This is a genomic window from Vallitalea sediminicola (assembly GCF_054408565.1).
On record NZ_BTPT01000105.1, the window covers coordinates 1 to 12,648 of the forward strand.

General features: G+C 32.4%; 13 protein-coding genes. 1 reads left to right on the forward strand and 12 read right to left on the reverse strand.

The features are described from left to right. Positions 1 to 125 precede the first annotated feature (125 nt). The 6 genes from ACX6CF_RS25590 to ACX6CF_RS25615 form a co-directional block, all read right to left on the reverse strand. Positions 126 to 965 (reverse strand): class I SAM-dependent methyltransferase, encoded by an 840-nt coding sequence (locus tag ACX6CF_RS25590; protein ID WP_458788220.1) that lies wholly within the window; start codon positions 963 to 965, stop codon positions 126 to 128. Positions 966 to 1,651: 686 nt separating this feature from the next. After that, on the reverse strand, positions 1,652 to 2,521 hold the full coding sequence (locus tag ACX6CF_RS25595; protein ID WP_458788221.1) for an AraC family transcriptional regulator: 870 nt from the start codon (positions 2,519 to 2,521) through the stop codon (positions 1,652 to 1,654). Positions 2,522 to 2,964: 443 nt separating this feature from the next. Beyond that, positions 2,965 to 3,456 carry a hypothetical protein gene (locus tag ACX6CF_RS25600; protein ID WP_458788222.1) on the reverse strand — a complete coding sequence of 164 codons (492 nt, stop codon included), beginning with the start codon at positions 3,454 to 3,456 and terminating at the stop codon, positions 2,965 to 2,967. Positions 3,457 to 3,721: 265 nt separating this feature from the next. Further along, positions 3,722 to 4,081, reverse strand: coding sequence for a hypothetical protein (locus ACX6CF_RS25605; protein ID WP_458788223.1), 360 nt, complete (start codon positions 4,079 to 4,081; stop codon positions 3,722 to 3,724). Between the two features lie 380 nt (positions 4,082 to 4,461). Next, entirely contained in the window at positions 4,462 to 5,214 is a 753-nt protein-coding gene (locus ACX6CF_RS25610) for a hypothetical protein (RefSeq protein WP_458788224.1), read from the reverse strand. 249 nt (positions 5,215 to 5,463) lie between these two features. Then, positions 5,464 to 6,000: a DUF4259 domain-containing protein gene (locus ACX6CF_RS25615; protein WP_458788225.1), complete on the reverse strand. Its 537-nt coding sequence runs from the start codon at positions 5,998 to 6,000 to the stop codon at positions 5,464 to 5,466. Positions 6,001 to 6,398: 398 nt separating this feature from the next. On the opposite strand from ACX6CF_RS25615, the gene istB reads away from it, so the two are divergent. Further along, complete coding sequence (istB, locus tag ACX6CF_RS25620; RefSeq protein WP_458788226.1) at positions 6,399 to 7,151, forward strand: IS21-like element helper ATPase IstB; 753 nt, start codon at positions 6,399 to 6,401, stop codon at positions 7,149 to 7,151. 117 nt (positions 7,152 to 7,268) lie between these two features. On the opposite strand, the gene ACX6CF_RS25625 is transcribed toward istB, so the two are convergent. The 6 genes from ACX6CF_RS25625 to ACX6CF_RS25650 all read right to left on the reverse strand — a co-directional run bounded on the left by ACX6CF_RS25625 (position 7,269) and on the right by ACX6CF_RS25650 (position 12,622). Further along, entirely contained in the window at positions 7,269 to 7,697 is a 429-nt protein-coding gene (locus tag ACX6CF_RS25625) for a hypothetical protein (protein WP_458788227.1), read from the reverse strand. Between the two features lie 241 nt (positions 7,698 to 7,938). Further along, positions 7,939 to 8,811 (reverse strand): GNAT family N-acetyltransferase, encoded by an 873-nt coding sequence (locus ACX6CF_RS25630; RefSeq protein WP_458788228.1) that lies wholly within the window; start codon positions 8,809 to 8,811, stop codon positions 7,939 to 7,941. A gap of 249 nt (positions 8,812 to 9,060) precedes the next feature. After that, entirely contained in the window at positions 9,061 to 9,789 is a 729-nt protein-coding gene (locus tag ACX6CF_RS25635) for a TIM barrel protein (protein ID WP_458788229.1), read from the reverse strand. Positions 9,790 to 10,068: 279 nt separating this feature from the next. Beyond that, complete coding sequence (locus ACX6CF_RS25640; RefSeq protein ID WP_458788230.1) at positions 10,069 to 10,707, reverse strand: hypothetical protein; 639 nt, start codon at positions 10,705 to 10,707, stop codon at positions 10,069 to 10,071. A 221-nt stretch (positions 10,708 to 10,928) separates the two neighbouring features. After that, on the reverse strand, positions 10,929 to 11,693 hold the full coding sequence (locus ACX6CF_RS25645; RefSeq protein ID WP_458788231.1) for a Nif3-like dinuclear metal center hexameric protein: 765 nt from the start codon (positions 11,691 to 11,693) through the stop codon (positions 10,929 to 10,931). Between the two features lie 368 nt (positions 11,694 to 12,061). Beyond that, a complete protein-coding gene (locus ACX6CF_RS25650) occupies positions 12,062 to 12,622 on the reverse strand; it encodes a hypothetical protein (RefSeq protein ID WP_458788232.1) in 561 nt (186 codons plus the stop codon). Positions 12,623 to 12,648 lie beyond the last annotated feature (26 nt).

Sequence of the window (12,648 nt, forward strand, 5' to 3'; positions counted from 1 at the left end):
TTATTTACCTTTCGGGGCTGATTTTACAAGTTACTTATTGCATACTTCTCTTTTTTGTGTCTTATCAATCTCTATAGTGTGTGATTAAGCGACTATTATGATTTTTATTGATACAAATTAATACTTTATTTTTGACCAAAACTAAATAAAACCTTTCCATCAAATCGTATACCATGCTCATCCTTATATTCCATAATAGCATTAAAAGCTTCCTCTTTAAATTTGTTAAGAGAATCTAAACCTTTTCTTTCTATATGTTCAAATAGCCCACGAGAAGCATTCGTCCATTGCTCCTTCCACCACTCTTCTTCATCCTTATAATAAAAAGTTTCCTTTTCAACAAATATCTCAATATTTTTAAATCCTGCATTCTTTAAAATTGTTTCAATTCCATCAACTGATCCAAAATCAGGTCTACTAGGAATATCATTTAAATTCTTGTCCTGACCTTGAGGAAAGAGTTTAGTATAAACTTTACCTAACACTCCTTTCTTCTCCCTATTTTTCCATGTACTTAATCCAACCCTACCTCCATCTTTTAATACTCTATACATCTCATCCACAGCACTTAGAGAATTGGTAAAAAACGATGTTGATAATCCACATAAGACATTATCAAAACTATTGTCAATAAAATCCAACTTTTCAGAATCCATTTGTATAAGTTTAGCATTACACAAACCCTGTCCACAAATAAGTGATTGTGTTTCTTTCACCATTTCTTGTGAAAAATCAATTCCTATGACTTGTCCTTTTTCTCCAACACTATTAATAGCTGGAAATAATGAAGCACCTTTACCACATGCTACATCGAGTAAAGTTGCTCCTTCATTGACTTTTGCATGCTTAACTAATTTTTTTCCGAAGTAAGAAAAGTACTTTGGACCTATACTCTCATAATTCGCTGCTACTCTATTGAAGATCCCTTCTAACCTCTCATTTCTTTTAACCATTTCTAAACTCATAAAAACACTCCTTCCAAAATTAAAAAAGCCTACCATTTTTAAAAAATGATAGGCTTTTCTTTTATAAACAAAATAAAGATACACCAAGTAGGTATATCTTCTGGAGACATTTAATGTCCTTATATATATTATATCATATGCACCAATATTTTCAATAGCATTATTTAATCATTTAAAATCTTAACTCTCTATAACTCTTCTTACTCTTCTTTTTCCCATAAAGCCAACTCCTTACTATTTAGTCTTTTTCAATACACTAGTCCACAATTTCAGTTAACGTTTTCGTGTTTACTACGTTTGTCAACCTTAGAAGGAGGTGCTCATGCCCTGAATAATGGCTAATGCACCAACTGTCGCGACGCGCTTAGGTTGAGGAATGTGTGAGGGCGACCTTTTGGAATACCTCTTGGCGACCCGTAAGAACTCCCCTACCCGAACGAACGTAAACACATTGTTAGAAGATGTATTTTCACTTGGCTCCAAAGGAATACCTAGAATACTTTTATACGTTCTCTATTATAGTATGCAAAATATCTTATTCATCATAATCTCTAATAATATTCTATGTTGCCAGCTTCACCAGCTCATTCAATTCCTACTTAGTATCTTTTAGCGCTGATGAATATTGGCAACACAGATTGATAATGTCTATACCTAATACTTATATTACAATGCTAAATAAAACATCAACATATTGGTATCCATATTTCTACTATGTTCTTATCATCTCGGTATACCTCTAATTGCGGTCCAGCTATTATTTCACACTGTGTTGTTGACATCCATTCTGTAAAAATTCTTTTCCATAGATTTTGGATTATTTCCGTTGTCTCTTCTACCGTACCATATATTTCTGAAAATATAATCCATTTAGCTTTGGGTATTGTAATAACATCTAGATTATCTGGTATTTCTATATTACCTGGTAAAGCTGTATAAATGATATACTTATTTTTGTATGACCCATTATTACTTAAATCATAAATAGCTGCATTCATGTGTCTATCACCATATGGTTTCATTCCAGCCAACCTGCATATTTTCTCATATGTTCCATCCTGTAAAATATCTTGCCAAAACTTTGGAATTGTTTCATACGAATCCTCATTCACTCCAACTGTAATACTTTTACCAAATACTTTATACTCTTTTCTTTCTTCGATTCTGTAATTCATCGCTACATCTCCTTTAATTGAAATCTGAAAGGATAAACGAGGATAGGCTTTCAACTGTACACCCTTTTTACGAGCCATTGAAGGTGTAACTTCGTGCATATTATAAAAAGCACGTCTAAAAGAATCGGGTGATTCATAGCCATATTTTAGAGCAATATCAATTATTCTATTACTGGTATTCTGCAATTCAAAAGCTGCTAGTGTAAGTCTTCTTCGTCTAATATATTCGGAAAGTGGGATATCCAAAACAAACGAAAACATCCTTTGAAAATAATATGCTGAACATCCTGCAGTCTTAGCTACATTGATATAATCAATATCATGAGTAATATTGTCTTCAATATAATCTATTGCATTATTCATTCTTTTTAGCCAATTCATTCGTTTAACCTCCTTTCAATTATAAGAGTACCATCATTATTAATTATTAACTCGACTTATCATGCACAATATTATCGGTACAACATATATATAGTATAAAAAATAACAATAACTTGGCCAAGTGGAAGATGTGCCATCTAACGATCCCGTATTTCCGACGTCCCAGCACCTTAGAAGGAGTTGCTCATGCCCTGATTAAGGTCTAATGCAACGACTGTCGTGACGCGCTTAGGTGGTGGAATGTGTGAAGACAAATCCCAAGAGTATTACCCTCGTCCAAACGAACGTGAACATTGTATTAGGTGATGTTTTTCTCCTTGTCCCATAAGAAATACCTAAGCTTGATTTTATTATCTCAATCTTCCTTATTCACTTTATTAGCATATATTTTATATCTTATACTCCACTCATATTCTCTATTACCTTTTACATCTTCATTCCCATCAAGATTCATATTCATCATCTATAATTAAATTTCCTTCCGAACTAATCAGTCCTCCATCCATATATGAACCATGAGAACCCATTATATTTTTAAAAAAATTACTACTTACAGTACTTTTAGTCTTTTCATCATGCCTTATCGTCCATACCAAACTTTCCTTTTCTTCATCCATATTAACTGATATTCCAAATGTTCCATCTATATCGCCTATATCTTTTTTTATATCTATTAATTCTATATTATCAATCATTATATTATCTTTATATAATACAAGTTCAAAAATTAATTCGTATTCTGAATCAAGATTATAATAATAACTATACTCAAACCCCTCTTTATATATCAATGTTATGTCATCATTTATATCTTTAAAATACATCTCTCTGCATTCTGGGTTACTACTCTCTATACTATCATTAGTACAAGCCACCTCTATTGTTAACAAAAATATTATTACTAATACTATCCTTATATAATTAGCTTTAGGCACACTATAACCTCCTCTATTTAATCCTCATTTTGATACCCCAGAAAACAAGGGGGGAAAATGTCACTTTACGGTTCCGTATTTCCGACGTTACAGCACCTTAGAAGTGTTCGCTCATGCCCTGTATAAGAGCTAATGCGGACGCTGTCCCGACGGGTTTAGGTGGTGGGATGTGCGAGCGAACGGAAATACATTGTTAGCTGATGTTGTTCACGGCAACTACCAATAGCCTTTAGTCCTACGCAAGTTACAGTACAAAATTAATCTCCTATACAACTAAGAAAAAACGTAATTCACTTAAGATCTCTTCTTTTGTTTTATTGTTATAATTATCATATACTCGTTTCATATCATCAGATAGCTTAGCTTGTTGAACCCATCCTATTCTCTTTTTACTACAATAAGGATCAAACTGGTCACGCTTATTTTTCAATGTATTAATTTTAACCTGAAGTATCTCTGCTATTTTTTTAAATGTCTCACCTTGATTTAAATTCCCATCAAATAATCCATTATGTTCATACTTACTTAAGTAAAATGCAATTTTATGTGTTTTCTCCTTTTGTTCATCTGTTAAAATTTGTGTTGTTACTCTTTTCCTTTTAATTACTTGTTTTTCAAAATCCATAAATGTGCCTCTATTCTATATTTCTTATTTATTATAAAACCTGTAAATAATCATAGTATTTTTAAGTTATCTCATCAGTATAATCTATTTTGAATTGTATCTGACAGAGCATAGGAACTATTGCTTAATAAACCGACTTGGTATGAAAATTTATACTTCCCATTCATGCCTATTCATTGAATTCTCTAATCCTGCTATTTATTAGTTACGTAGCATAGCAATCTTTTGACTAAATATAGTGAACAATGTCCACTAACGTCCCGTGAGTTGACGACGTGTGGCTTCCTTCCGCTTAGAAAGCCCATGTCGTCAACTCGCTGTTAGACGAAGGCTTGACGGAAGCCAACAATATAATTCAAAGCTTCTTACTCATCATAAACTTATACATTTATAACGTTATTCATAGCATCGCTATTAAAATAGTGCTGGCCTCCTATTGAAGAGTAGTTCTCATAATCATCTACCAAAATGTGAAACTCATCATATGTCCAACACTTATCACTATCATGTGCATTTACTATGCTAAAGCAATGATTGCGTATGGCTTCTAAATAAACATTATCTTCAATAACTTTATTGAACTCGTTAGATTTGAAAAAAATGTAATATGAACCCCAAAACGAAAGTGATTCAACTTCCTTATACTTTCTTAACACCTCTGATCTCACCTCGCTCCATACCCTATTAATAGCATTAGCCCTGAGAATTGAGGAATAATCCCTAATAATAAATTGAACTCTTAAATCTTCTGAAATGGCTGGTAAACAGAAGTCCTCAAGCACTTCATAGAAGGTCGTTATAAACACATTATCTTTATTGCCTATTCTATGAAAAGACCCATAGTCTGACTTATCGAGGTATATATAACAGTTCAAAAATGTCGAATCATTCTCTGGTCTCTGGATTTTAAGATTCTTCACACTATAATCGTTATCCTTATTAAGGCGATACATATACTGATTTACAAACCCAAACCTAAAATCATCCACTTTATACCTAGATACTGCAAATTCATAGTCTCCACTTTCAACCACGGATGCTTTGGGTTCATTCATAGTGTAATCATAACAACTTAGAGTATCCTTATCATCTTTATAGGCTTTTTCTGTTCTATACTTCTTAAATAATCCCATTAGTTCATCCTTTCATATTACACATGAAACTAGCCAAGCTTTTATCTAACGTTACGTATTTCCGACGTCTCAGCACCTTAGAATGAGTTGCTCATGCCCTGAATAAGGGCTAATGCAACGACTGTCCCGACGGGCTTAGGTGGTGGGATGTGTGAGGGCTGACCCTAGAGAATTGACCCTACCCGAACGAATGGAAATACATTGTTATAAGATGTTACTTCACTCAGCTTCAAAGCCCATCCCAAACTATTATTCTTTACTGTTTAACCTCCTTTTTATTTCTTCTACATTCTTTATCCACTCATCATATTTTTCGCTTTCCTTCCATAATTCCATTAGTTCAGAATTGTTTAATACTATTTCAATCGCTTCAAATGAAATTGTTTGTAAGTATAATAAACAGTAATTCCACTTTTGATTATACGTTGCTGTAAGCCAAGTATCTTCTGAATCTTCGAATAATGGTGTATCCATTAAATTAAGCAAATCCATTATTTCATTCATAATAGATATAATATTTTTATCTCCATGTGTCTTTTTAAGTAACCATTTATTTAGTTGTGGCGTTAAATTCTCACTTACTCCTTGCAATAATACTGTTACTATTTCAATTACAACTAAAGATTCTGTAGCAAGATCAAAATCTATATATTCACCATTATCATTCAAATTAATTATCTGAATTAGTTTTCTTATTATAATAGCTAAATCTTTTTCATCTTCAATTTCATAGATAATATCCATAGCACTATCATTCTCAGTTACTCCAATACCCCACGTTCCCATATCTTCACCTCACCTAATAATAAAATATTAATAACTTCATACGCCCTTAAACTAATCTTTATCTGCTAAAAACTTGTAGTATTAAATGACCCTCAAGGAATACCCTGAAATGAGTGAGGTAATGTCTTCATAACGTTACGTGAGTTGATGACGTGTGGCATCCTTCCTTATTCAACGGCCATGTCGTCACCTCACTATAATAGGATTTAAAGTAAATCTAATAGTGAAAAACAGTCAACTACATGTTTATTATAACAATAAAATTGTAACTATGCATAAAATATCTAAAAATAAATTAAATATCAAGAAATCTCATGAGCTACACTATCCATCAAAGACTATAGCAAAATGTGATTCTAATAAAGAAATTATAATCGAAGAAATGAGGAATATTATTTATGATTAATGAAGTGTTAGATCAACTTGTATACCTTAAATTAAAATCGGCGCATTCATATTTAAAAGAGCTACATATCAATGATAGCATCACTCAAAGCGAGTTAAAGGGGCTAAATAAGGTACTTAGAAAAGAAGTTGAAGCCAAAGAACAAAATAACAAATTATACAATGTGAAGGTTGCAGCGTTCCCATTTATAAGGAAAATTGAAGACTATGACTTTTCATTTCAGCCAACCGTTGATGAAACTAAAATTAAGACATTAATAGCCTCCAATTTTTACTTAGATGCTACTAATGTAGTTTTCATAGGAAACCCAGGAGTAGGTAAGACCCATCTAGCAGTTGCAATTGGCTACTCGGTAGCAATCCAAAGAAACAGCGTATATTTTATAAAGTTTTCACGTTTAATTAGGATTTTGAAGCAAGCATACAATGAAGGTGTATTAGAGAAAAAATTAAAACTATATTTTAAATATAAATTACTTATCATAGATGAAGTTGGATTTAATGAGATATCACCACTTGAATCGAAGCTATTTTTTCAGCTAATTGACATGAGGTATACAAAACGCTCGACCATCTTTACAAGTAACATTACTTTTGATAAGTGGCCAAATATATTGGGACAAGATGAAATGATAACCAAAGCAATATTAGATAGAATATTACACTATTCCTATTTATTTAACATTACAGGACCCTCGTATAGAATTAAAGATAAATTAAAATTACACAAAACTGAGGAATCTTAATTGCACAGAAGTGAGGATTTTTAACTTGACATTTATAGCTCGCTCCTACTAAAAGGATTCATCATTCTTTTCAATGATATAAGTTCGTTACTATATATCCTGAAGTTAGCTTAACGCTTAACAACTCACCCAATCAAAATCACTGAAATCTTTAATAATCAATTCTTTATTGGTATGTCTATTTGACAGCTTGATAATATCAGCTCCTATTGAAAAATTGCAAAACCAATCATCAATTACTGTGACTGTGTTATTCACTATGTTTAATATCCCTGTATGAAGCAAACCTCTATATTCATTACCAGCTTCCTTAACTTCCATTAATATATAATTCTTATAAAACATAACATTCCTGCCATATAACCAATAATGAAATTCTTGTTCTTTTGAACCGTGGTAAATTCTCATCGAATATATGAAATCACCATGAGGTGGTTGGGCTTCAAAAGATAACTCAAACCTTATATTGTTATAATAGATGATACACTTATGATCCCAGATATGAAGGACTTCCCCATTGTATGGTCTATACTCTGCAACTTCCATAAATATAACTCCCTAGCTTTCCATATTATTCAACAAAACCAAGAATCAGCCACCTAATAACCGAATGAATTATGTCGCTTAACGTCTCTTGTTGCCGACGTTTCTGAACCGGACCCTCAAAGCCCTTCTTCTTGGTGGTGCTCGCACCCGGTGAAGGAACGTGCGTAGCGAATGGCAACATTTTGTTAGGTGACGGTGGCTTATTCACCTTCGAAGCTCTTGCCCTAATATCTTTTCTATCTTATAATTTCTTCTGCCATTCACAGTTTACCCCATGCTCTACAAAGCCAACACTTTTGTAAAGCGCCTGTGAAGCAATATTAGGTCCACTTGTACTAACATACATGTATTTAGTTCCACTGTCTTTTAATAGATTCATTCCATATAATAAAGTGCTTTTCATAATACCTTTACGTCTATATTCCTTAACGCACGCAACTGGTTCTAATATTGCTATCTTACTGACAGGATCATTCCATATTGTACAGTAAGCAATTATTTCTTCATCACCTGTCAGAACAACTAAATCCATTGCATCACAATATGACGGAGAATTCATCATTTTTATATACCTTTCTGGAGTTGTTGTCGCACCCCCAGCTGCAAGACCAAATAGTTCTACACGTCTAGCTACATCCTTCATCTGTGTTTGACGTATCTTAAATTCGCCTAGCAATGGTGGATAAGATGCTATTTTAGATAAATCACATATACCATTAAAGCGAAAGTTAGAAGTTTTTATGTAACCTCTTTCTTCTAAAGCATCACATATTAACCTGTCCTTACTATTTGCTTCAGTTGTGATGGTAGCTCCGTGAACATAACAATTACATTCTATAAACTTCAATATATCCTGTATAAGATGTTTATATTCTGGAATAATTGCGAAGAAGAATTCATCTTCTTGTCGTGTAATAAAACCTATTTCTACTATACCATCTAACACAAACCAAGTTGTATCATTCAATATTTCTCCAAAGGAATATCTTTCAAAATCGAGATTCCCTATATGTAGCTGTGGATATAAGTGTCCACTTTTCTTACAATTATGCTGTACTATATGTCGCATAATATTATAATCACTCTCTTTGTCAAATCTACGGTAACTCAGCATTTTTTAACCTCCATATCAAAATAGTAAAGCATTTCATTTACAATAAACTAATGTATAATGACCCAATAGGAATACTCCGACATGAATAAGACACTGTCACTTAACGGTCCGTATTTCCGACGTCCCAGCATCTTAGAAGGGGTTGCTCATGCCCTGTATAAGGGCTAATGCGGCGAGTGCTCCGACGGGCTTAGGTGGTGGGATGTGCGTAGCGAACGGAAATATATTGTTATACGCTGTCCACATGACCTATTTATTGTTATAATATTCTTCAATCTTGTTTCTTGAGTTTATAATATCCTCTGAACTTTGTATTATTTCTAAAATAACTTTACCCTCAAATTTTTCTAGTATGTTTGAAAATATATACTTATAATCAATGTTTCCTTCCCCTATGGGTAAATGCTCATGTATTATCTCTAAATGTCTATCTGCTATATGTAATATTTTAGGCATCTTTATTTCTATCATATTTTCAAGATGCTTATAATTATCTATATGTGCCACATCAAGGATAAAATCGACCTCAGGATTCTCCATGAAAACAATTTCTATTTCTTCTGCTTTATTAAAAATCGGATCTAATCTACTATTATTCTCAAGGTATAACTTTATATTCTCATTAGATAAAACGCTAAAAGCTTCTTTAACTTTCTCAGACAGTTTATATATCGTTTGATTTGTAATTGGTTCACTTTCACATATAGGGTGTATAATTAAATTCTTATGTCCAAGATACTTTAGGATTTCTATTAACTTCGGAATATGTTCCTCTATTTCATTAATATCTAGTACTGCATGAATAATGGTAGGAAATCTGTGTTCTTTGATTACTTCCAACGGTTTAGAATCTTTTTTCAACGCAATGCCATCCCTATCATACCATAGTTGCATGAATTCAAATCCGTTATTCTTTGCAAATTCAACTTCTAGAGCATATTTATTAAAATATCTTGCCAGACATCCAAATTCAATCATCTTTTAACTCTCCTTTCAAACTCCAATTTTTATAGCCAATACCAAATGTGGATTGCGTTTAACGGTCTCGTGTTCACGACGTCCCAGCACCTTAGAAGAAGGCGCTCATGCCCTGTCAAAGGCTAATGTGCCGACTGTCGCGACGCGCTTAGGTGGTGGGATGTGTGAGGACAATTCCCAGAGCTTTACCCTCGTCCGAACGAACTTGAACACATTGTTAGACGATGTTATCCCATCAACTTCGAAGCACTTGCCCTACAATATAACAATGATGTTCTGTTATTTTAATATTTCAATATTCTTATAATTTATATTAATTCCTTCATCTACAGGGCAACTATAATATACGCATTTATCGATTGTTAATTTTATTCCATCATAAAACTTATCTCCTAATTCCATTAATAATTCATCTAAATTTTCTATGCCTAAACCTACATAAGGTATTATCTTACTATAATATGGAAATGGTAATTTATTTATTTCTTTTGTTTCTAATATGTATGTATCATAATCATTGTGGTAGATTAATTTCCCACTAATACTTTCATCTCCATTAAAATATAATGAATATGCATCTTCATCTTTCTGCAAATCAACTACCATCCAATTTATAACTTGATTATTTAACTCTATTGTATCTTTATCAAATCTAAACACAATATTATTATAGTATTCTTCTAAATATTCTTTTTCATTAACTAAAGATACATTTCTTGCCTTTAAATTATGTATTTCTATTAATAGTTCATTATTTTCATTTATACTTTTCGTATACTTCTTATTCAATATATTATTCTCTTCTTGCAGCTGATGCAATTTAACATTTAATTCATCAACTTCTTCATTATCTACCGATTTACATGATGTTACAATAAAACATATAACAGTAAGTACTATATATAATGTTTTTTTCAATACCATTCCCTCCCATACTAAGTTAGTCCTATAATATTGTACATAGATAACCAAAAGACCCTAAGAAATACTCTGTAATGATAGGATAATGTTTTCTAACGGTCCTTATTTCCGACGTCTCTGAACTGGACCCTCAGAACCCTTCTTCGCAGGCGGTGCTTGCACCTAGTGAAGAGATGTGCGTAGCGAACGGAAATATATTGTTATAGGACGTACGCCCGTTAGTATCCACTTGCCTCCAGATGTTGCTCTTCTATTAAAACTATTTCTACATCATTAAATTCATCCGATACTAATTCTGCCATACTCTTAACTCCAAATAATTCTATAAAGGTATGACTTCCAACAACTAAATTCATCTTATTTAATTTTGCATATTCAATGGTATATAATATCTTCTCACCCGTTAAATATAAATCGCACTCCTCATCAACTGCTTGTTTCATATCCGATGTTATATGTCCAGCTCCACATAATATGAAGACTCTATTAATATCTTTATTATTAAACTTCCATGATTGGACCTTTTCTCCTAGTTTACCTTCTACTAACTTAACAAAATCTTCAAATACTCTTCCTTCTTTATATTCTGCAATAATTCCACACATGTAACCATCTTCATCACAAGTTTTCTTCACCTCAACTAGTCCTAATTCTATTGCAAGGCTACTATTTGTACCAAACTCACAATCATCTAATGGTAAATGATTAAAGTAATGTGAAATACCATATTCTTCTAGCAACCTCTTGCATTCCTCCTTAAGACCATATATAAAATTCCATGCATCATGATGTGTGAGAATTAAATCAACTTTTTGTTCATTTGCATGTTCAATAACTTCAGGTGTTAAGTTAGTTGAATATCCAATCTTTTGAATATTCTTATGCGAGTTATGTATAATTCCTGATTCTTCCTTGTAATCATCATAATTTTTTGTTCTAAACTTAGAATCTATGTGCTCAATAACTTCTACTAAATTAGCCATTTTCTTGTCCTTTCAATTTAAATTTTGCGTTACAAAGTATGTCCTATAACGGTTCCTTATTTCCGACGTTTCAGCACCTTAGAAGGAGTTGCTCATGCCCTGAATAAGGGCTAATGTTCCGACTGTCCCGACCGGCTTAGGTGGTTGGATGTGTGAGGACAACTCCCCAGAGATTTACCCTAGTCCGAACGAACTTGAACACATTGTTATATGATGTTACATCACTCAGCTTCGTAGCTCCTCTACAACTTTTCCCAACTCATATATATCTACTACCCTAATTAAAGTATATTTATAGACCTTAAACAAAAGCTATATTATAAATCATTCTTCTCAATTTTCAATTTAATTATATACGACCAGTCTGCTTACTTAGCATATTCTTCAATACCATTCCTTGTTCTAAATGAACCATCTTGATATTTATAATACCCCCATATAGCAATTTCATTCCCAACAGGTATATCTACTGCTTTTTCAAGTCTTTCCGCTTTTCCGGCTTTATACATATTACCTAATTTAAAATTTATATCTGGATTTGTATATGAAACATTGTTATTCAGAACATAAATAAATTCACTTTTTTCATTATCATCTGGCTTAATTGAAAATGAAAATTCACTATTCAATGGTTCTTCTCCACTCATTGCTGTGGAAGATGTATCTATTCTTTTACCATCTTCCCAAATTTCAAAAATAACATTTAGCCAATAACTATCTCCATCGTATTTCAAAACATATTTTCCAGATTTCCAGTTAAGATGTGGTTCTATATCTTTAATTTCTCCTTTAAATAATTCATCTGGTATGATTCTATAATTTCCCTCTTTAAGTGCTGCTATTTGCTTATTTTTGTGTCTTATAAAAATACATGCACTAACTATTAATAATGCAATTACAATCAATAAAATCAACCTCTTATATCTCATTATATCTCCTCCTAGTATAATAATGT

Coding starts and splice junctions, on each gene's coding strand:
- ACX6CF_RS25635 (WP_458788229.1), bottom strand. CDS start 9,789: ATGATTGAATTTGGATGTCTGGCAAGATATTTTAATAAATATGCTCTA.
- ACX6CF_RS25615 (WP_458788225.1), bottom strand. CDS start 6,000: ATGGGAACGTGGGGTATTGGAGTAACTGAGAATGATAGTGCTATGGAT.
- ACX6CF_RS25650 (WP_458788232.1), bottom strand. CDS start 12,622: ATGAGATATAAGAGGTTGATTTTATTGATTGTAATTGCATTATTAATA.
- ACX6CF_RS25610 (WP_458788224.1), bottom strand. CDS start 5,214: ATGGGATTATTTAAGAAGTATAGAACAGAAAAAGCCTATAAAGATGAT.
- ACX6CF_RS25645 (WP_458788231.1), bottom strand. CDS start 11,693: ATGGCTAATTTAGTAGAAGTTATTGAGCACATAGATTCTAAGTTTAGA.
- istB (WP_458788226.1), top strand. CDS start 6,399: ATGATTAATGAAGTGTTAGATCAACTTGTATACCTTAAATTAAAATCG.
- ACX6CF_RS25625 (WP_458788227.1), bottom strand. CDS start 7,697: ATGGAAGTTGCAGAGTATAGACCATACAATGGGGAAGTCCTTCATATC.
- ACX6CF_RS25630 (WP_458788228.1), bottom strand. CDS start 8,811: ATGCTGAGTTACCGTAGATTTGACAAAGAGAGTGATTATAATATTATG.
- ACX6CF_RS25590 (WP_458788220.1), bottom strand. CDS start 965: ATGAGTTTAGAAATGGTTAAAAGAAATGAGAGGTTAGAAGGGATCTTC.
- ACX6CF_RS25595 (WP_458788221.1), bottom strand. CDS start 2,521: ATGAATTGGCTAAAAAGAATGAATAATGCAATAGATTATATTGAAGAC.
- ACX6CF_RS25605 (WP_458788223.1), bottom strand. CDS start 4,081: ATGGATTTTGAAAAACAAGTAATTAAAAGGAAAAGAGTAACAACACAA.